Genomic DNA, 20,399 nt, shown 5'->3' on the forward strand with positions numbered 1-20,399 from the left:
TCTTCAGCGCTTGGCCAGCAGTGCCTTTGCCGTTGCCTCGTCGGTGATGAGAGCTGAGACCAGTTTGCCGGCCAGCGCTGCCTTAAGGGCGGCGACTTTCTTCTTGCCGCCGCCAACCACAACGGTCAGCCGCTGTGGCGGCGTTTCGAGCGGCAGGCTTGCAACCCGCCTGTTGACCGGATTGTCCAGGGGCCGGCCCGCAGCATCGAAAGACCAGCCGGTGATCTCCCCGACCGCGCCGGCCTCGATCAGGGCTGAAACGTCGGCATCGCTCAAGAAGCCGTCGCGGTGGATCGGCGCATGCCAACCAATTTCGCCGATGCCGACAAAGCTGGCATCGGCCTGGTCGCGCAGTTCCCGCAGGGCCCGAAACGCGCGCTGGTCCTGCAGAACCTCACGGTCCGCAACCGTCTCTGTCACCACGGGCGCCGGCACCGGATAGCGTTGCGCGCCCACTTTGTCACCGAGCCGCATGACCACGTCATAGGGGTTGGCCTGGCCGCCCGCCGCCATGGCACCGACCAGAGAGACGACCTTGTGTTGCGGGCGCTCCATCGTATCGAGTTCTTCGACGGCCGCCCGCAGCGTCCGTCCGTTGCCGACGCAGACCGTGACCGCAGACTTGCGCGACAGCAGCCGTTGCAGCCGAACCGCAGCAGCCACCGCGATCCCCGCCGTCGAGCCGGGGGCAGCCGGGTCGCTCGGCGTTACGTCGCAGAACTCGAGGGCGAAGCGGTCCGTCAGCCGTGCAGACAGCTCCGTACAGGCCGCGACGGGGTGGTCGAGCCGGAACTTGATCATCTTCTCGCTCACCGCCAAAGCCACCAGCCGCTGGACCGCCTGGCGGGAGAGATCGAGCTGCGCGGCGATCTCATCCTGCGTCCGGCCGGCGATGAAGTAGAGCCAGGCCGCTCGCGCGGCGTCGTCGCGCCGGCGATCGCTTTGCCTATCGGCTGTCTTCTCGACGGTCTTGTCCATTCCCGCTCCCTCCCTGAGGTATCACCCCAACGGCCGGGCCTAACGTCTTGGCCGGGCGCGCAGAAGCGCTTCTAGCGCGGATGCCGGCCGATGCAAAGCAGATCTCGGTTCGGGTCCAAGCTGCCGCACGGTTGCAACATTCTTAAAGCAACAAGCTTGACTTATTCATCAGAGCGTGCGATCAATTGCTCAATAAACGAGCATATGCCCAATAACCTACATGCTCATAACTTTGGGAGGAAGGCTAAAATGAATCCCACGCGACTTGCCCCACGCCTCACCTTGGGGGCCTGCGCTCTCCTCGCATCCACCGCGCTTGCCTCGGCGGAGACGTTGACGATCGCTACGGTCAACAACGGCGACATGATCCGCATGCAGGGTTACACCGACGACTTCACCGCCAAGACCGGCCACGAGGTCGAGTGGGTCACACTGGAAGAGAACGTCCTGCGTCAGCGCGTGACCACGGACATCTCCACCAAGGGCGGGGCTTTCGACATCATGACCATCGGCATGTACGAAACCCCGATTTGGGGCGCGAACGGCTGGCTGGTTCCGCTCGACGATCTGAGCGCGGAATACGATGTTGACGACATTCTGCCGGCGATGCGGGACGGACTGAGCCACGACGGCACGCTCTACGCTGCGCCGTTCTATGGTGAAAGCTCGATGGTCATGTACCGCACCGACCTCGTCGAAGCGGCCGGCATGACCATGCCTGAAGCTCCGACCTGGGATCAGATTGCGGAACTGGCCCGCGCGATGACCGATCGTGAAAACGAAATCAACGGCATTTGCCTGCGCGGCAAGGCCGGTTGGGGCGAAGGCGGCGCCTTCATCACAGTTACAGCAAACTCGTTCGGCGCGCGCTGGTTCGACGAAAACTGGAGAGCCCAGTTCGATCAGCCCGAATGGGCCAATGCACTCAACTTCTTCGTCGACCTGATGGCAGATGCGGGCCCTCCGGGATACGCGACAAACGGCTTCAACGAGAACCTGTCGCTGTTCCAGCAAGGCAAGTGCGGCATGTGGATCGACGCGACCGTTGCGGCGTCCTTCGTGACCAACCCCAACGACTCCACCGTCGCGGACAAGGTGGGTTTCGCCCTGGCGCCGGACACCGGCCTCGGCAAGCGGTCCAACTGGCTCTGGGCCTGGGCGCTGGCCATTCCGGCCGGCACGCAGAAGGCTGACGCCGCCAAGCAGTTCATCGAGTGGGCCACCTCGAAGGAGTACATTGAGCTGGTTGCCTCGAAAGAAGGTTGGGCCAACGTGCCGCCGGGCGCACGGACCTCGCTCTACGAGAACCCTGAGTACCAAAAGGTGCCTTTCGCGCAGAAGACGCTGGAGTCCATCAAAGCCGCTGACCCGACGAACCCGACCGTCATGCCGGTGCCCTATGTCGGTATCCAGTTCGTCGCCATTCCGGAGTTCGCCGGCATTGCCACCGAGGTGAGCCAGGAGTTCTCGGCCGTCTACGCGGGCCAGCAGACTGTGGATGAGGCGCTTGCCAAGGCGCAGGCCCTGACCACCGACGCCATGGAAGCCGCGGGCTACTGAATCTTCCTCCCAGCCGGAGGGCGGGTGCGCCCGCCCTCCGGTCCTTTCTCTCTTGAGATTACAACCCCGAGTCTCAAACACTTCGGGCGTTGACAGAGGAGGTCTGTCCAATGGCCACCCAGCATTCGCGTTCCGCAGCCCGCTTGATGTTGGCGCCGGCCGTGATCCTGCTTCTGGGCTGGATGCTCGTGCCGCTTACGATGACGCTTTTCTTCTCCTTCAAGAAGTACCTGCCGATGCGCGGCGACTCTATGGCCAATGGACTGGACTGGGTCGGTTTCGCGAACTACACCCGCTTCGTAACCTCCAGTTCCTTCTGGCCGAGCGTGCAGACGACCCTGGTCATCGTCGGCGGTGTCCTGATCATCACCGTTGTTTTTGGCGTGCTGCTGGCGATCCTGCTGGACCAGCCGATGTGGGGCCAGGGCATGGTTCGGATCTTCGTCATCGCGCCCTTCTTCGTGATGCCCACCGTGTCGGCGCTGGTCTGGAAGAACATGTTCATGGACCCGGTGAACGGCCTTCTGGCACATCTCTGGAAATTCTTCGGCGCCGCGCCCGTGGAGTGGCTCAGCCAGGCGTCGATGCCGTCCCTGATTATGATCGTCAGCTGGCAGTGGCTGCCCTTCGCCACCCTGATCCTCCTGACAGCGATCCAGTCGCTCGACAGCGAGCAGCTGGAAGCCGCCGAGATGGACGGCGCTCCGGCCCTGAAGCGGTTTTGGTTCATTATCCTGCCGCATCTGAGCCGCGCGATCACCATCGTGATCCTGATTCAGACGATCTTTCTCTTGGCGATCTTCGCAGAGATCTTCGTCACAACCGGCGGCGCGTTCGGCACCAAGACACTCAGCTACCTGATCTTCCAGCGCGTGCTGGAAAGCCAGAACGTGGGCCTTGGCTCTGCCGGAGGCGTTTACGCCATCATCCTCGCCAATATCGTCGCGCTCTTCCTGATGCGCATTGTCGGCAAGAACCTGGACGCGTGAGGAGGAACGGATAATGGCCCGCGCTGTCACGACACAACGCAAGACGATCAACACGGTCGCTGCCTGGGTGATCGGCCTTCTGATCTTTTTCCCGATTCTCTGGACGATCCTCACCAGCTTCAAGACCGAGGCACAGGCGATCAGTGACCCGCCGATCTTCCTCTTCTTCGACTGGACGCTGGAAAACTACTCGGTCGTACAGGAGCGCTCGGACTACATGCGCTTCCTCTGGAACTCGGTGATCCTGGCGGGCGGCTCGACTCTTCTGGGTATCATCATCGCCGTGCCCGCTGCCTGGTCGATGGCTTTCGTGCCCTCGCGCCGCACCAAGGACATCCTGCTTTGGATGCTCTCAACCAAGATGCTGCCGGCGGTGGGCGTGCTCTATCCGATCTATCTGCTGTTCATCCAGTTCGGGCTGCTCGACACGCAACTGGGGCTGACTCTCGTCCTGATGTTGATCAACCTGCCGATCATCGTCTGGATGCTCTACACCTACTTCAAGGAAATCCCCGGTGAGATCCTCGAGGCTTCGCGGATGGACGGCGCCGGCCTGCGCGAAGAGATCCTCTATGTCCTGACGCCAATGGCCTTGCCCGGCATCGCCTCGACCGTTCTGCTGAACTTCATCCTCGCCTGGAACGAGGCCTTCTGGACCCTCAACCTGACCGCCGCCCAAGCCGCACCGCTGACCGCGTTCATCGCCAGCTATTCCAGCCCCGAGGGCCTGTTTTTTGCCAAGCTCAGCGCGGCCTCGACCATGGCGATTGCGCCGATCCTGATCCTCGGCTGGTTCAGCCAGAAACAACTCGTCCGCGGCCTGACCTTCGGCGCGGTGAAATAAGGAAGACGGAGATGGGACAGATTACGCTCAACCAGGTAACCAAGACCTTCGGCGATGTGAATGTCATTCCGCCCTTGGATCTGGAAATCAACGACGGCGAATTCGTGGTCTTCGTCGGGCCCTCCGGCTGCGGCAAGTCCACCCTCCTCCGGCTGATCGCCGGGCTGGAGGATGTGACCAGCGGCATGATCCAGATCGACGGCAGCGATGCCACCACCGTGCCCCCGGCCAAGCGGGGGTTGGCAATGGTGTTCCAGTCCTATGCGCTCTATCCGCATATGTCGGTGCGCAAGAACATCGCTTTTCCACTGAAGATGGCCAAGATGGATCAGGCTGAGATCGACAGGCGCGTGAACAACGCTGCCAGCGTGCTGAACCTGGCCGACTACATTGATCGCCGCCCCGGGCAGCTTTCCGGGGGTCAGCGACAGCGGGTCGCCATCGGCCGGGCCATCGTGCGCGAACCGGCGGCTTTTCTGTTCGATGAGCCGCTCTCGAATCTCGATGCCGCGCTGCGGGTGGGGATGCGGCTCGAAATCTCTGAGCTGCACAAGCGGCTCGACACCACGATGATCTACGTGACCCACGATCAGGTCGAGGCCATGACCATGGCCGACAAGATCGTCGTGCTGCATGGCGGCGTGATCGAGCAGGTCGGCAGCCCCCTTGAGCTATACCAGTCGCCGCGAAACACCTTTGTCGCGGGCTTCATCGGCTCGCCCAAGATGAACTTCATCGAAGGGGCCGAGGCCCAGAAGTACGGTGCGCACACCATCGGCATCCGCCCCGAACATATCGAGGTTTCCGACAGTGTGGGTCCCTGGCAGGGTGTCGTCGGTGTTGCCGAGCATCTGGGCTCCGATACGTTCTTCCATATCCATGACTCCGGTCTGGCCGATCCACTGACCGTGCGGGCGGACGGCGAAGTCGGCTTCAGTCATGGTGACAGGATTTACATGACCCCTCGCGAGGACCGGATCCACAAGTTCGACGCCCAAGGGATGAGAATCGGGTGAGCCGTCTGGAAGGAAAGACCGCCCTCGTCACAGGCGGGGCGCGCGGGATCGGCAGCGCGATCTGTCACGCCTATGCGGCCCAAGGAGCGAAGGTCGCCATTGCCGACCGTCTGTTCGAAGACGCGCAGGAGACCGCAGCACGCCTCGGCGACGCCGGCATTGCGGTGGCGATGGACGTCACGGACCTGGCTGCGATTGCCGCCGGTGTCGCTGCGGTCGAGAAGAAATGGGGCGGTATCGACATCCTGGTCAACAACGCCGGCATCTTCAACATGGCCGCCATCGAGGAGGTGACGGTGGAGGACTATCGCCGCCAGTACGACGTGAATGTCGGGGGCACGATCTTTGCCATTCAGGCTGTCGTGCCAGGCATGCGGAAACGCGGTGGCGGGGCCATCATCAACTTCTCGTCGCAGGCGGGCCGGCGTGGGGAGCCCAATATCACGCTCTACTGTTCGACCAAGGCGGCGGTGATCTCGATCACCCAGTCCCTGGCGCTGGAGCTGGCCAAGGACAGGATCCGCGTCAATGCCATTGCCCCGGGCGTCATCGACACCCCGATGTGGACCCAGGTGGACGCGCTTTTTGCCAGGTATGAAAACAAGCCCGTCGGACAGAAAAAGCGTGAAGTGGGCGAAGCCGTGCCGCTTGGCCACATGGGTGCGCCTGAAGATGTCGCCGAACCCGCGGTGTTCCTTGCCTCCGAGGAGGCAAGATATATCACGGCACAGACGCTGAATGTCGACGGCGGCAACTGGATGAGTTGAGAGGTCTGGTGAGATGTATCTCGAGAAGCTGAAGTTGGATGGACGTGTCGCGGTGGTCACCGGCGGCGGGCAAGGCATCGGGGCCGCCTGCGCCCGGGCCCTGGGAGAGGCCGGCGCCACCGTCGTCATTGCCGAACTCCATCCCGAACGGGCCGAGGCCTCGGCCGCGGAGCTGGTCGCGTTGGGCCTTCAGGCGGAGGCCATGCCGCTCGATGTCACCCAGTCCGCGGCCGTCGACAAGGCGGCGGACGAGATCGTCGCGCGCCACGGCCGCGTGGATGTGTTGGTGAATAACGCCGGAGTGGCCAAGAGCGATGTGAAGGCCGAAGACACCAGCGACGACCACTGGCGCTTCCACATGGACGTCAACCTGGACGGCCTGTTCTGGTGCTGCCGTGCCTTTGGCCGGCAGATGCTGAAGCAGGGCAGCGGCTCCATCGTCAACATCGGCTCCATGTCCGGCTTCATCGTGAACAAGCCGCAGCCGCAGGCCTTCTACAACGCCTCCAAGGCCGCGGCCCACCACCTGACCAAATCCCTGGCCGCCGAGTGGGGCGCCAAGGGCGTGCGGGTGAATGCCGTGGCGCCGACCTATATTGAAACCCCGTTGACCGCCTTTGGCATGAATGAGTGTCCGAAGATGTACGAGACCTGGCTGGAGATGACGCCGATGGGGCGCGTCGGTCAGCCGGACGAGATCGCCTCAGTCGTGCACTTCCTGGCATCAGACGCCGCCAGCCTGGTCACGGGCGCCATTGTGCTCGCCGACGGCGGCTACACCTGCTGGTGATGGGCAGGGTCAGGCGGGTTCCAGCAGTGCCTTCGCCGTATCGGTGTCGGTGACCAGATCGGTGAAGTAGCCGCGCTCCAAAAGCGCCCGCAGCACCGGGACCTTGGCCGGACCGCCGGAGACCATCACCCGCCGCGGGATCTTGATGAAGTCGCTGGGCGGGAACCCGAGCACCCGGCGATTGATCGGATGGTCGAGGATCTGCGCTTCGGCATCGATGTAGTAGCCCAGGAAATTGCCGATGGCGCCCGCCTTGGAGGCTTCGCGGAACTCCGCGTCGTCGACGAAGCCCATGCGCCGGATGGTGCTGGAATCGACCCCGCCGACGCTGGCCAGGGCGAGGTCGGCCGACTGGGTCTTCAAATAGACCTCCCGCATCATCGGCTGCTGCAGGATCGTATCGCGGCTCTCCTCGCTGTCGCAGACGATGGGGCCCGGCAGGTAGTAGCATTCCGCGTGCAGCCGGGCCGCGAGGTCGGTGGTCGCCTCGAAGGCGTCCACCGAGGAACGCCTGGTCAGTGAGCCCAGCATCGAAACCACCGCCGCATCGCGCAACGGCTTGTCCTCCGTCGCCTGGGCCATGGCCTTAAGGGTAACGCCCCAGGCGATGCCGATGGTCATGCCGTCGTCGTAGAGGGCGCTCAGCGGGCCGGCGGCGGCACGGCCCAGCACCTCGGCCAGTTGCGCCTCGTCGGCTACGCCGCCGATCACCACCTCGACCAGATCCAGGCCGTAGGTCTCGGCGAGCTGCTGCTCGAGGGCGACGTTCTCCGCCAGCTTGGAATGGATGGTGACTCGGACGATGCCGCGCCGCCGCGCCTCGGCCAGCAGGCGGTTCACCCGCACCCGGTTGATGCCCAGGGTTTCGGCAATTTCCTGCTGCGTGCGCCCCAGCATGTAGTAGTGCCAGCAGATGCGCACCGCCAACTGCTCGGGCCAGGTTTCGCGCTGGGCCTCGTCGCCGAGGCGCTGAGCATCATGGTTCGCCCGAACCATAGGTCACTCTCTTCGTCCGTCCGGTCTGAGAGCATTAGCATGAACAAATGATATTGCACGGAAAAAAATGTTATGCGACCTTTGCAGTCAAGAATCATAAGGAACGCTGCCGCGGGCGCCGCCTGCCGGTCCAGCGATTGGGGAGGTTTGAGGTGGGTCCACGGCCGTCGTCACGGCGCGATCCGGAATCAGCAGGGCCGCCGCGCAGGGGATTGCGGGCATCATGACGCGCAGCTTGATCCGCGCGCCCCGCTTCATGATCGCCGACCATCCCTTGCCGTGGCTGCTGCCGCTGATTGTGATTCTGGTGGTCTTCGCCCTCTACCCTTTCTTCTACAACATCTTCCTGTCCTTTCATGAGTTCGCGCCGCGCAAGCGCGAGCTCGTGCCGGTCGGCTTCGACAACTGGGTCCAGCTCTTCGGCGACCCGCGCATGTGGAACGCCTTCTCCGTCACGCTGCTTTACACCGGGATCTGCCTGGTGATTCAGGTCGTCCTCGGGATGGCGATTGCATTGCTGATCGATTCCGACGACCCGGGCTTCGGCTTCCTGCGCGGGGTCCTCACTCTGACGCTGGTTATCCCGCCGGCCATCACCGGCATGATGTTTCTGCTGATGCAGGACGCCCAGTTCGGGATCATCACCTGGACGCTGCAGTCCCTGGGCCTGCTGACCCAGGCAACGCCCATCCTGGCCACACCCTCGCTGGCGCTCTGGGGCGTGATCGTCGCCGACGTCTGGCAGTGGACGCCCTTCATGGTGCTGATCTTTGTCGCCGGCCTGCGTTCCCTGCCCCGCGACCCCTTTGAATCCGCGATGATCGACGGCGCCAGCTCCTGGCAGGTCTTCCGCCGGCTTACCCTGCCGATGATGGGCAAAGTCATCGCCATCGCCGTGCTGATCCGCGGCATCGATCTCTTCCGCATGTTCGATTACGTCTTCGTCATGACATCGGGCGGCCCGGGAACCTCGACCTACACCCTCAGCCTCTATGCCTGGGAGCAGACCTTCAGCTTCATCAAGTGGGGTTACGGCGCCACCCTCAGCCTCTTTGCGCTCTTCGTCATCCTGATCGCGGCCAACCTCTTCGTCGCCGTCTTCAAGGTCAGGTGGTAGGCCATGCTGCTGAGCCCCGGACAGAGGATTCTCCGTGCCGTCGCCGCCTGGGCGGTGGTCATGCTCTTCGCCTTCCCGATCTATTACTGGGTGACGGTCTCCATCAAGCTGGACCGGGAGATCTTCTCGATCCCCCCCAAGGTCTTCTCTTTCGAGACCAGCGCCAAGTCCTACGAGGAGGTCTTCGGCATTTCGCTGGGCTTCGAGCAGGGCCTGTCTGTGCTGCCGGGCGGCGGCGACTTCTACATGACTCCCCGCCTCTGGGATTCCATCGTCATCGCCGTCTGCTCGACGGCCCTCGCCATCGTCATCGCCACACTGGCGGCCTACGCCCTGTCGCGCATGCGCTTTCGCGGCCAGCACCACTTCGTGTTCTGGATCCTCTCGACCCGCATGATGCCGCCGGTGGCTGTCGCCATTCCGATGTTCTTCATCTACCGGGACTTCGGCCTGCTGGACACCTACCACGGCGTCATTCTGATCCACGCGCTGATGAACATGCCGCTGGCGGTTCTGCTGCTGAAGAGCTTCTTCGACGACATACCCAAGGAGATCGACGAAGCCGCACTGATCGACGGAGCCTCGCGCTTCCTGGTGTTCCGGAAACTCGTGCTGCCGATGGCGATGGGCGGGATCGCCGCGACCGCGGTGCTGTGCTTCATCTTTTCCTGGACGGAGTTTCTCTTCGTCCTGACGTTGACGCAGACGGGCCTGAAGACCGTGCCGGTGGTCTCCTCGACCTTTGTCACCTCGACCGGCACGGCCTGGGGCAACATGGCGGCGCTCGGCACCGCGGCCATCCTGCCGGCTTTCATTTTCATCCTGCTCGTGCAGAAGAACCTGGTGCGCGGGCTGACATTGGGATCAGTGAAACAGTGAAGTGGAGCACGAGACACCACGATTGTCTGCTGACCTGCGAACGGCCCGCCTGGGCCTAGATTGAGGGAGGAATTGCGATGAGAGAGTCTGATCGAAAGTTGTACCTTGCCTCCGTCACGGATCGTTACGTCCGCGGCGACCTGTCACGGCGCAAGTTCCTGCGCGCCGCGAGCAAGCTGGGCCTGGGTGCCGGGGCGCTGGGCCTCACCGCTACCATGCCCTTCGGGTTCCGGGGCGGCGTCTTCAACACGGCGGCCGCCGCGGAGATCGTCCCCGATGCTGATATGATGGCCTGGCTGAAGGACGTCGCGAAGCCCTTCGCGGGACAGACGATCCGCCTCGCCACAGAGTCCACGCCGCCGTCCAACGCGATCAACGAGCACCTGAAGCCCTTCTTCGAGGAGGCCACGGGCATCAATGTGGAGATCGAGGTTCTGCCGCTGGAACAGGTGCTCCAGAAACTGACCCTGGACGTCGCCTCCGGCCTCGGCACCTACGATCTCTACTACCTGGATCAGAGCTGGATGGCGAGCTTCTCCGGCGACGTGCTCGATCCGCGCGAAAAGTATGCGGCCAAGCCGGACCTGGCGATGCCGAACTACAACTTCGACGACTTCCTCGGCCCGCTGGTCGACGGCATCTCGATGTACGACGGCATCATGGTCGGCGTTCCCTACGACATCCCGATCTTCATCTACATGTACCGCAAGGACGTCTACGACGAGCTTGGCCTGAAGGTTGCAACCACCATGGACGAGTTCCTGGCCAACGCCCAGGCAATCCAGAAGGCCAAGGGCCCGGACATCTACGGCACGACGGGCCAGATGAAGTCCGGCCACTACAGCCTGGAGTGCGACTGGACGGCCTGGCTCTGGGGCCATGGCGGATCGATCTTCGGCCCTGACCAGAAGTTCAGCGGCAACGATGCCGAAGGCCTGGAGGCCATGGATTACTGGGTGAAGCTGAAAGAGAACATGCCCCCGGGCGTGACCTCCTGGACCTGGGACGGCCAGGGCCAGTCGGTGGCCCAGGGCATCGCCGGGCAGGTCCTGAGCTGGGGTGAGTTCTTCCCCTCCTGGGACAACCCCGATGCGTCCCAGGTCTCGGGCCTTATGGAGGCGGCCATTCCTCCGGCTCCCAAGGCGCTGCGCACGGTGGAGCAGACCGGCTTCGGCGAGATCCCCGGCGTCGGCCACCAGGGCGGCTCCTCGCTGGCGGTCTCCAAGTACTCGAAGAGCCCGGATGCGGCCTGGCTGTTCGCCCAGTGGGCGACCTCCGCCGACACCCAGGTCTTCATCACCACCTTGGGCGGCGGCACCGGCCCGACCCGCACCAGCGTCTACGACGACGCCCGGGTGAAGGCCAATGCCAAGCCCGGCATTCCGGGAACGACGCGTCACCTGAACGTGGTCCGCGAAACCATCGACAACTACATGGGCTCCGAACCGGATCTGCCGGAATGGGCGGAGCTCGCCAACGACACTATCCCTGTTGAACTTGGCCGTTTCTTTGCCGGTGAATACGACAGTGCGAAGGCGGCAATGGACTCCATTGCCGAGAAGACCAACAAGATCGTATCCGGTTAAAGTGGGATGCGGCGGTGGGCTGCAGACGATCGCAGCCCACCTCCTTTTTTCGGATTTTCCGTGGTCGGACAACAAAGCTGAAGGTCTATGGCCGCCTCTCGGGACCTTGTCATCGGGATCGACTCCTCGACGCAAAGCACCAAGGCAATCGCCTGGACCCGCGAGGGAGAGGCCCTGGCCGAGGGACGGGCGCCGCTGGCGTTGTCCAACCCCCAGCTCTATCACTTCGAGCAGGACAGCGAGGATTGGTGGCGGGCCTGCGTCACGTCCCTCAAGGACCTGCTGTCCAAGGTCGACGCCGCGCGGATCGCCGCCCTCGCCATCTCAAACCAACGCGAGACTTTTGTCCCGCTCGACGAAGCGGGTGCGGCCCTGCGCCCCGGCATTCTCTGGCTGGACGAGCGGGCGCGCCAGGAGGTCGAGGATCTGAGCGCCGAGCTCGGCGCCGAAACGATCCACCGCATCACGGGGCGCTTCCCTGACATCACGCCTTGCGTTTACAGCTATCTCTGGATCAAACGGCACGAACCCGAGGTCTTCGCCCGCACCGCCTGCTTCGCGGACGTGCAGGCCTTTCTGGTCCAACGCCTCTGCGGCGCCCTCAAGACCGGATGGATTTCCGCCGATCCCATGGGTCTGTTCGATCTCGTGGAAAAGCGCTGGTCGCCGGAGATCCTGACCGCGCTGGGCCTGCGCGAAGACCAGATGGTACCGGCCTTTGCGCCGGGCACGGCCCTTGGGGAGGTGACCGAAGAGGCCGCGGCGGCAACCGGCCTCAGAAGCGGAACACCGATCTTTGCCGCGGGCGGCGATGGCCAGCTTGCCGGGCTCGGCACAAACTGCACGACGCCGGCCCGCGCCTACATCAATCTGGGCACCGCTGTGGTTTCCGGCGTCTGGTCCCCCTCCTATGCCTACGACCGGGCATGGCGGACGGAGATTGCCGCCCAGGGCGAAGGCTACATTCTGGAGAACTGCCTGCGCTCCGGCGCCTTCCTCATCAACTGGTTCGTCGACCGTTTCACCCCGCAGGGGCGCAGCGACCCCAACGTCTTCGCAGACTTGGAAGACGCCGCAGCGGCGATCCCACGCGGCTGCGAGGGTCTCATGGCCCTGCCCTACTGGTCCGGTGTCATGGACCCGCATTGGGACACGGCTGCGCGCGGCTGCCTCATCGGCTTCGGCGGAGGGCACGGAGCGGCACACGTCTATCGCGCCCTTCTGGAGGGCATGACCCTGGATCAGGTCATGCGCACCCGCCTGATGGAGGCAAGTGCCGATCTCGACGTGACCGAGTATCTGGCGATCGGCGGTGGCGCAGCGAGCCCGTTGTGGCGTCAGATGCTGGCCGATGCCTCGGGAAAAACCGTGCGGATCTCCGATACCGTGGAGGCCTCCGCGCTGGGTGCCGGCATGATCGCGGCCACCGGCGTCGGGTGGTACGGCTCCATCGTCGAGGCCGCCGATGCTATGGCCGGGGAGACAACGGCCGTCGAACCGAACGAGGATCACCGGGGAGACTACGAGGAGCTGCTGGAGATCTACAGCGGGCTCTACGACGCAACCGCCGCGACCAGCCGGAAGCTGGTCGCCTTTGCTTCACGGGGAACTGTTGAATGACGGCAACCAGCATCCATCACGCCAAGTCCTACGGCGGCGTTATCGACCAGCTTGTGGCGGGGGAGTGGATCGACCCGACAATCGGCGCGCCGGTCAAGCTGCCGATCGACAGCATCGTGATCGAGTCCAGCCTCGACGGCCACGAGGCCGACCTGATCGCCGCCCTGCATCCCAAGCGTCCCCTGCTTGTGGTCTGCGACGAGAACACCCGCGACGTCCTGGGCAAGCGGGTCTACGACGCCCTGCAGCCCCTCGGCCAGGTCGACGAGTACATCTGGGCCAACCCGCGCTGCAGCGAGGAAGGCGTGGCCGAGCTGATGGCCGAAACCCGCGGCTACGAAACCCTGATCGCCGTCGGCTCCGGCACCGTCAGCGACAGCGTGAAGTATGCCACCTTCCAGGATGGCCGCGACTACTCGGTCTTCCCCACCTCGCCGATGAACGCCTATTCGACGCCGACCGCCTCGGTCACCTCGTCGGGCATGAAGAAGTCCATCACCTGCCACTCGGCGCGCGGCATCTTCATCGACATGGAGGTGTTGGCACACTGCCCGAAGCGCCTGGTGCGCGCCGCTTTCGCCGATGTCATCTGCCGCACCACCGCCCAGGTCGACTGGCTGATGTCGAACCTGCTTTTCGACACCACCTATTCGCCCTCGCCGTATATCTTGCTGGCCTACGACGAGGACGGCATGCTCGATCATGCCGGCGAGCTGACCTCCGGCAACCTCGACTACCTGGCCATGCTGACTCGCATCTCCACAATCATGGGCTTGGGCACGACATTTACGGGCACCACCCACTCCGGCAGCATGGCCGAGCACATGATCTCCCACTGCATCGACATGTTCGCCGGAGAGGCACACCCCGGAACCTCCCACGGCGAACAGGTCGGCGTCACCACCCTCACCCTCTCCGCGCTTCAGAACCAGATTCTCGGCGCCGACAGCCCGCCGGAGGTTGCCCCGACGGTCATCCCGGAAGACGAACTGGCTGCGCGCTACGGATCGGAGATGGCCGGCATCATGGTCGAGCAGACCCGCAAGAAGGCGATCGATGGGGCCACAGCGGATCGCATCAACGAGCGCTTTGCGCGGAATTGGGACGGCTTCGTCGAACCCCTGCGCCAGGTCATGCTGCCGCTGCAACGCCTGCAGACCGCCATGGCAGCAGCGGGCTGTCAGCAGACACCGGAGGACCTGGGCCTGGATCCCGCCTTCTACCGGCAGATCCTGGCGGACGGCCGCTTCACGCGAGACCGCTTCACGGCGCTCGACCTTGCGGGGGACAGCAGGCTCCTTGAGCCCTTTGTCGCAGCGCATCCGTGAAGGCAGACCGGGGGAAAACGAAAGAAGACTATGGCATCGGTTGAGTACGAGAACGTCGGCAAGAGTTTCGGCCCGGTCCGGGTGATGGAGAACATCTCCTTCACCATCGCCGACCACCGTTTCGTCGTCCTGCTCGGGCCCTCAGGCTGCGGCAAGACCACGTTGCTGCGCATGACCGCCGGCTTGGAGAGCATCGCTGAGGGAGAAATTCGCATCGGCGGCGAACGCATGAACCAGGTGCATCCGCGCGACCGCGATATCGCCATGGTGTTCCAGAACTACGCGCTCTACCCGACGCTCAAGGTCTACGACAACATCGCCTTCAGCCTGCAGGTGCGCAAGCACTCGAAGGTGGAAATCCGCAAGCAGGTCGAATGGGCGGCGGAGCTGCTGAACCTCAGCCCATACCTCGACCGTTATCCCAAGGAACTCTCCGGCGGCCAGCGCCAGCGGGTCGCCATGGGGCGGGCTCTCGTGCGCCATCCACAGGTTTTCCTCTTCGACGAACCCCTGTCGAACCTCGACGCCAAGCTGCGCGGCCAAATGCGCTACGAGATCCGCCGTCTGCACGACCGCCTGCAGACGACGACGATTTACGTGACCCACGACCAGATCGAGGCCATGACCATGGCCGACGACATCGTGGTGATGCGTGACGGCAACATCGAGCAGATCGGAACGCCGGAGGAAATCTACGACCGCCCGGCCAACTGTTTCGTGGCGGATTTTATCGGCTCGCCGTCGATCAACTTCCTGAGGGGCGAAGTGCGGGGCGACGGCGGGGTCCCGGCCTTCCAGTCCGGCAGCGTCGCCCTGCCGCTGCCCGCCAACAACGCTGCGGCCCCTGGCCAAGCGGTGATCTGCGGTATCCGGCCTGTGGACGTCTCCGTCGCCGCCGAGGGCGATGTGCGGGCCGAAGTGGTTCTGGTGGAAAGCACCGGTGCCGAGTCGCACGTTCTGCTGTCGGTCGACGGGCAGGAACTGCGCGCCGTGGTGCAGGGCCGCTACCGCGCCAAGCCCGGCGAGGTCTGCGCCCTCAAGATCAATCCGGCGGCCCTGCATCTCTTCGATGCCACAAACGAACAGCGGATCGGCTGATGGCGCGGGTTCTCATCCTCGGTGCGGGTGTGATGGGCAGCGCCATTGCCGTGCCCGCACTGGACAACGGGCACCAGGTGACCCTGGTCGGGACCCATCTCGACGGCGGGATCATCGAGGCTTTGAAAAACGACCACAACGGGCACCCGAAGCTGAAGGCGCCGTTACCGCCCTCCGTTCAACCGCTGGAGATCGAGGCCCTCAACGAAGATCACCTGCGCGAAGCCGACGTTGTCATTCTCGGAGTCTCAAGCCCCGGCATCGATTGGGCAACGGAGAAGCTGCGCCAGCACATGACCGCACCGCGGCCCCTGGCGCTTGTGACCAAGGGCCTCCAGCCCTGGAACGGCGGCTTGCGCTCCTTTGCTGCCGGGCTTGCCGAAGCGCTGGCCGGCAGCGGGATGACGCCGGACATGGTGGTCGGCATCGGCGGCCCCTGCATCGCCAAGGAACTGGCGGACCGGCAACCGACCGCCGTCGTCTACGCCGGACTGGACCGCGAAGTCCTCGAAGGGCTGCGCGGTATGATGCAGACGGACTACTACAGGGTTGCCCTCAGCGACGATCTGGAGGGCGTCGAGGTCTGCGCCGCCCTGAAGAACTTTCTCGCCATTGCCGTCAGCGCCATGTGGACCCGCTATCCGGAGGTCAACCCCCAGCCCGCAAAGCCCAAGGCGATGAACCCGGCCGCCGCCGCCTTTGCGCAGGCGGTGCAGGAAATGGCGGCCCTGACGCGCTGGTTCGGCGGACAGCCCCAGACGGCCTACGGGCTGGCCGGGCTCGGCGACCTGAATGTCACCGTCGGCGGGGGCCGCAACAGCCGCCTGGGATTTCACCTGGGCGAGGACATGACCTTGGAGGAGGCCCTCGGTGGCCCGCTCGCCGGGGAAACGGTCGAAGGGGCCGATACGGCGCTGGTCCTCGCCGCCCCTCTGGAGAAAGCCTTTGCGGAGGGGCAGCTCGATCCCTTGGACTACCCGCTGACCCGTACACTGATTGCGACCATCCGCGACGGCGGGCCGCTGTCCCTGGACTTCACAGCCATCCGCTTCGCATGACGCCCTGCCTGGAAAGGAAGATCGATGACGACCGCCAAAAGCCTTGCAAAGAGCGTCGGCCTTGGATGCGACCATCTGGGCCTGGACCTGAAGAACGCGCTGAAGACCCACCTGGAGTCCCAAGGGCTCCAGGTCACGGATGTCGGCGTCGACAGTGAGGACCCCGTCGACTACCCGGACATCGGTGCCGCGCTGGCGCGCCGCCTCGCAGACGGCGAGTTCGAGCGGGGCATCCTGGTCTGCGGCACAGGCGCCGGCATGGCGATCGCGGCCAACAAAGTGCCGGGTGTCCGCGCGGTCTGCGTGATGGACCCCTACACGGCCGAGCGCGCCATCGCCTCCAACAACGCCCAGGTGATCACCTTCGGGGCTCAGATCATTGGAACCTCCGTCGCACGGATGCTGACCGACATCTATCTCAGCAACGAGTTCCAGGGCGGTCGTTCGGCCCCCAAGGTGGCAAAGCTCGAAGCCCTCGATCGCTAGGCATTCGCCGGTGTCAGACGGCGCGCGCTACCTCGGCATCGATCTGGGCACCAGCGGAGTCCGCGTGGTCCTGACCGACGATCGCGACCGGATCCTCACTCAGCTTCAGGCCCCACTGCCCCAGCCCGACCAGCATGAAGGCAGCGTGAGGCAAGACCCCGCCCTCTGGTGGCGGGCCGTCGATGACCTGCTGGAGCGGCTCGGCACCGAAGCGGACTTGGCAAGGGTTGCTGCCCTCGCGGTCGACGGGACCTCCGGCACCATCCTGCTCTGCGACGCGGCCGGCGATCCGCTGGCCCCGGCCCGAATGTACAACGACCGCAGCGCCGTTGACGCGGGCCGCCGCATTGACGCCGTGGCGCCGGACGCCAGTATGGCGCGGGGCACCGGCGGTGCTCTGGCGCGGCTGCTGGGCCTCCTGGAGGAGACAGGAGCGGAGCAACCCCGCTTCGCCCTTCACCAGGCTGACTGGATTGCCGGCAGGCTGACCGGCCGCTACGGCCAGAGCGACTTCAACAACTGCCTGAAGCTCGGCTTTGATGCCGTGGCGCAGACTTGGCCCGCCTGGATGGCCGAGTTGGACTTCGATCTCTCGCTCTTGCCCCAGGTGGAAGCCGCCGGGCAGCCGCTTGCGTCCTTGCGCCCGAACCTCGCGCAGCGTTACGGCCTTCCTGCCGGCTGCCTGGTCGTCCGCGGGACCACCGACGGCAATGCCGCCTTTCTGGCCGCCGGCAGCTTCGAGCCAGGCTTGGCGGTCACCTCGCTGGGCAGCACTCTGACCGTGAAGCTGGTGTCCGCCGATCCTGTCTTCGCACCCGAGTTCGGTGTCTACAGCCATCGTCTGCTGGGTCACTGGCTGGCCGGCGGCGCCAGCAACACAGGCGGCGCCGCCATCGCCCAGCACTTCTCCGTTGAAGCGCTTGAGCACCTGACGCCGCGGCTGCGCCCGGAGGTGCCCACCGGGCTTTCCTACTATCCGCTTCCGGCCCCGGGGGAGCGCTTCCCTCTTGCGGACCCGGAGATGCAGCCCCTGGTCTCGCCCCGCCCCGAAGACGATGCTGTCTTCCTGCAGGGGCTTCTTGAGGGCGTGGCGCAGATCGAGCAGGAAGCCTATGCGCTCCTGGCGAGCCTGGGCGCAACGCCGGTCACCCGTGTCCTGACCGTCGGCGGCGGTGCCGCCAACGAAGCCTGGACCCGGATCCGTGAGCGTGTGATGGGCGTGCCGGTCGATACCGCCACGCAGACCGAGGCTGCCTACGGAACCGCGCGCCTCGCCCGGCTGGGATTCGAAGCGAAGCAGGCTGCCCCCGACTTCAGTTGAGATCCATGCAGTTCGCGTAGTAGGTGACAGTCGCTGGCCAGTCCGAGAAGACCCCGACGATACCGACGTCTTGCGCCAGCACGTGCAGCAGTTCGAACATGACCCCGTCGGAGGTGGTCGCATCCTTGATCGACTGGTAATACCAGCCTCCGCCGCCGCCAAGCGGCCCGGATCGCTCAAGCGTCCAGGTGATCAGGTTTAAGCCGGCCGCACGGGCTTCCCTTGCGTAGGCGGAAGGAACGATCTCACCCTCCGCAAGCGTCACCAGCATCCACGTCGGCGGAGCGAGGTAGTTCACCCCCATATCCTTCAGCGCCTGCATGCTTGGCTCGAATGTCTCCGGCTTCATCGGATCAAAGCCCTCGACGTTGTAGCGGCTATCCAGATAGACCGCCTGCTTGCCGAATTCCGGCTCGTTCTCGATCCAGTAGAGGACGTCGTTGAGGTTGAACGACTGGGCCCAGACGTCCTCGGGCGGAACGCCGGCGGCTTTGTACTCGTCGATCAGCTTCTGGGCATAGTCTTCCTGGGAGAAGCCGTCGAACGGCATCGCGACGGCGGGTGCTTTCAGCTCCGGCGTAAACTTGGCGCCCAGCGTGCGAAACAGATCGATGGACTCCGCATGGGTCATCAGGGTCCCGGTGCTCGCGGCATAGAGATCGGTGCGCCAGTCCGCAGTGCCGCCCATGTAGGCTTCGACGGTCTGCGCCGTCTTGTCTGCCGCATCCATCTTCCCGACGAGCGTTCTGAATTCGGCCAGGGTGATATCGCTCGCCCGGCATTCGGCGCTGGCGTCGGCACCGTTCGCAGCCGGCGCAAAGCCTGCCGTGCATTTGGGTGCCAGAGGGGACGAGAGAATGTTGGTGGTCGTATGAAGGTCGTCCTGCGCATGGCGGCAGACCAGCTCTTTGTCTTTCGTGAAGGTAACATCGCACTCCAGAATCCCGGCCCCCATGCGTGCCGCCGCCACGTTGGACTCGACCGTATGCTCCGGGAACATCAGCGGTGCGCCGCGGTGGCCGATGGAGAAGAGCTTGCGCTCAAAGTCTCGCTCGGCGCAGGACAGCAGCTTCGACTTCAGAACGCTGTCGTCCATCTGGTCGATCAGGAAAAAGGGGCGCGGCCCCAACTGGACCGTCTCGGCCTGCGCAGCGCTCACCGCCGCGGCGGTGCCCAGCACCAGGCATGTCACCTTCAACGCTTTCATATGCAGCCTCCATCTTCCCGTATTCAACAGGGCGCCAGTGGCGCAGGGAAGCATGAATTGCCGATGACGCTCGGATGACAGGGGCGTGAATTCGGGGCGCGCCAAGCTCCTCATTGGTTCGCAAACCAACAACTGTCCGCTCTTTGCAGTCATTGTTGCGCCAATAGGCAGTGTTCCGGCCGTTGCCGACAGGTTGCTTTTTTTCCTATAATCTTCGCCGCTGACGTCATCGTTCCATCCGGTGATGACGGCACGCTGGGAGGCGGGCAACTCTGCTTGGGGGGAGCGATGTGCGGTGGACAGGCGACGGGAATCGACGACCCGGAGTTGATCGAACTCCTGGGCTACTGGCAGAGCTTGAAAGTCGACGGACGGCTCCCGCCGCGCAGGGCGCTCGACCCGGCGGCCCTGCCGGCTGAAATCGTGCCGCATCTGTTCATGTACGACGTCGAGCGCGAGCCGTTGGACTATCGCATGCGCCTTGCCGGATCGATGCTCTGCGCGACGGTCGGGTTCGAAATGCGCGGCAAGACCTTCGATGAGATTCATCCACCGGATCGGGCCGCCGAGATCCGGCAGGAATTCGATACGGTGGTCCACAGCGGTCAGCCCCACTACGTAAAGCGCTCGGCGCAGTGGTTGCCCGACGGATTGCTGCACTATCGCCGCTTGCTGCTTCCTTTCGCCGAAGACGGCGTGACGGTGGACAGCCTCGGTGGCGCCTCGATGTTCGACCTGCCGGATCGGCCGCTGTTTTAG

General features: G+C 64.4%; 19 protein-coding genes. 16 read left to right on the forward strand and 3 right to left on the reverse strand.

Annotated features, from left to right (window positions below):
* Positions 1-3: 3 nt before the first annotated feature.
* Entirely contained in the window at positions 4-978 is a 975-nt protein-coding gene (locus tag Q0982_RS00360) for a sugar-binding transcriptional regulator (protein ID WP_299390752.1), read from the reverse strand.
* 249 nt (positions 979-1,227) lie between these two features.
* On the opposite strand from Q0982_RS00360, the gene Q0982_RS00365 reads away from it, so the two are divergent.
* The 6 genes from Q0982_RS00365 (at position 1,228) to Q0982_RS00390 (ending at position 6,944) form a co-directional block, all read left to right on the forward strand.
* On the forward strand, positions 1,228-2,538 hold the full coding sequence (locus tag Q0982_RS00365) for a sugar ABC transporter substrate-binding protein (RefSeq protein WP_299390754.1): 1,311 nt from the start codon (positions 1,228-1,230) through the stop codon (positions 2,536-2,538).
* 110 nt (positions 2,539-2,648) lie between these two features.
* Positions 2,649-3,527 (forward strand): carbohydrate ABC transporter permease, encoded by an 879-nt coding sequence (locus Q0982_RS00370; RefSeq protein WP_299390755.1) that lies wholly within the window; start codon positions 2,649-2,651, stop codon positions 3,525-3,527.
* 13 nt (positions 3,528-3,540) lie between these two features.
* Positions 3,541-4,371 carry a carbohydrate ABC transporter permease gene (locus tag Q0982_RS00375; RefSeq protein ID WP_299390757.1) on the forward strand — a complete coding sequence of 277 codons (831 nt, stop codon included), beginning with the start codon at positions 3,541-3,543 and terminating at the stop codon, positions 4,369-4,371.
* Between the two features lie 11 nt (positions 4,372-4,382).
* Complete coding sequence (locus tag Q0982_RS00380; protein ID WP_299390759.1) at positions 4,383-5,387, forward strand: ABC transporter ATP-binding protein; 1,005 nt, start codon at positions 4,383-4,385, stop codon at positions 5,385-5,387.
* The gene (locus Q0982_RS00385; protein ID WP_299390760.1) at positions 5,384-6,154 is read left to right on the forward strand and encodes an L-iditol 2-dehydrogenase; all 771 of its coding nucleotides are present in this window, start codon (positions 5,384-5,386) and stop codon (positions 6,152-6,154) included. Before Q0982_RS00380 ends, Q0982_RS00385 begins: the two co-directional genes overlap by 4 nt.
* 13 nt (positions 6,155-6,167) lie before the next feature.
* On the forward strand, positions 6,168-6,944 hold the full coding sequence (locus tag Q0982_RS00390) for an SDR family NAD(P)-dependent oxidoreductase (protein WP_299390762.1): 777 nt from the start codon (positions 6,168-6,170) through the stop codon (positions 6,942-6,944).
* Positions 6,945-6,953: 9 nt separating this feature from the next.
* On the opposite strand, the gene Q0982_RS00395 is transcribed toward Q0982_RS00390, so the two are convergent.
* Positions 6,954-7,940: a sugar-binding transcriptional regulator gene (locus Q0982_RS00395; RefSeq protein WP_299390763.1), complete on the reverse strand. Its 987-nt coding sequence runs from the start codon at positions 7,938-7,940 to the stop codon at positions 6,954-6,956.
* 223 nt (positions 7,941-8,163) lie between these two features.
* Here Q0982_RS00395 and Q0982_RS00400 point away from each other — a divergent pair, with 223 nt between their 5' ends.
* The 9 genes from Q0982_RS00400 to Q0982_RS00440 all read left to right on the forward strand — a co-directional run bounded on the left by Q0982_RS00400 (position 8,164) and on the right by Q0982_RS00440 (position 18,433).
* Positions 8,164-9,057, forward strand: coding sequence for a carbohydrate ABC transporter permease (locus Q0982_RS00400; protein WP_299390765.1), 894 nt, complete (start codon positions 8,164-8,166; stop codon positions 9,055-9,057).
* A 3-nt stretch (positions 9,058-9,060) separates the two neighbouring features.
* Positions 9,061-9,936: a carbohydrate ABC transporter permease gene (locus Q0982_RS00405; protein WP_299390767.1), complete on the forward strand. Its 876-nt coding sequence runs from the start codon at positions 9,061-9,063 to the stop codon at positions 9,934-9,936.
* Positions 9,937-10,013: 77 nt separating this feature from the next.
* Entirely contained in the window at positions 10,014-11,522 is a 1,509-nt protein-coding gene (locus Q0982_RS00410) for an ABC transporter substrate-binding protein (RefSeq protein ID WP_299390768.1), read from the forward strand.
* Between the two features lie 87 nt (positions 11,523-11,609).
* Complete coding sequence (locus tag Q0982_RS00415) at positions 11,610-13,142, forward strand: FGGY-family carbohydrate kinase (RefSeq protein WP_299390770.1); 1,533 nt, start codon at positions 11,610-11,612, stop codon at positions 13,140-13,142.
* Complete coding sequence (locus tag Q0982_RS00420; RefSeq protein ID WP_299390772.1) at positions 13,139-14,470, forward strand: iron-containing alcohol dehydrogenase; 1,332 nt, start codon at positions 13,139-13,141, stop codon at positions 14,468-14,470. The genes Q0982_RS00415 and Q0982_RS00420 overlap by 4 nt, the downstream gene beginning before the upstream one ends.
* Before the next feature lie 30 nt (positions 14,471-14,500).
* Positions 14,501-15,568 carry an ABC transporter ATP-binding protein gene (locus tag Q0982_RS00425; RefSeq protein WP_299390773.1) on the forward strand — a complete coding sequence of 356 codons (1,068 nt, stop codon included), beginning with the start codon at positions 14,501-14,503 and terminating at the stop codon, positions 15,566-15,568.
* Positions 15,568-16,626, forward strand: a complete 1,059-nt coding sequence (locus Q0982_RS00430) for a glycerol-3-phosphate dehydrogenase (protein ID WP_299390775.1) — start codon at positions 15,568-15,570, stop codon at positions 16,624-16,626. Before Q0982_RS00425 ends, Q0982_RS00430 begins: the two co-directional genes overlap by 1 nt.
* 24 nt (positions 16,627-16,650) lie before the next feature.
* Positions 16,651-17,112 (forward strand): RpiB/LacA/LacB family sugar-phosphate isomerase, encoded by a 462-nt coding sequence (locus Q0982_RS00435; RefSeq protein ID WP_299390777.1) that lies wholly within the window; start codon positions 16,651-16,653, stop codon positions 17,110-17,112.
* A gap of 10 nt (positions 17,113-17,122) precedes the next feature.
* Positions 17,123-18,433, forward strand: coding sequence for an FGGY-family carbohydrate kinase (locus tag Q0982_RS00440; RefSeq protein ID WP_299390778.1), 1,311 nt, complete (start codon positions 17,123-17,125; stop codon positions 18,431-18,433).
* On the opposite strand, the gene Q0982_RS00445 is transcribed toward Q0982_RS00440, so the two are convergent.
* Complete coding sequence (locus tag Q0982_RS00445; RefSeq protein ID WP_299390780.1) at positions 18,426-19,640, reverse strand: glycerophosphodiester phosphodiesterase family protein; 1,215 nt, start codon at positions 19,638-19,640, stop codon at positions 18,426-18,428. The genes Q0982_RS00440 and Q0982_RS00445 overlap by 8 nt on opposite strands.
* Before the next feature lie 288 nt (positions 19,641-19,928).
* Here Q0982_RS00445 and Q0982_RS00450 point away from each other — a divergent pair, with 288 nt between their 5' ends.
* The gene (locus Q0982_RS00450) at positions 19,929-20,399 is read left to right on the forward strand and encodes a PAS domain-containing protein (RefSeq protein ID WP_299390782.1); all 471 of its coding nucleotides are present in this window, start codon (positions 19,929-19,931) and stop codon (positions 20,397-20,399) included.

It is taken from the genome of Pelagibius sp. (assembly GCF_028281305.1).
Classification (GTDB): Bacteria; Pseudomonadota; Alphaproteobacteria; order Kiloniellales; family Kiloniellaceae; genus Pelagibius.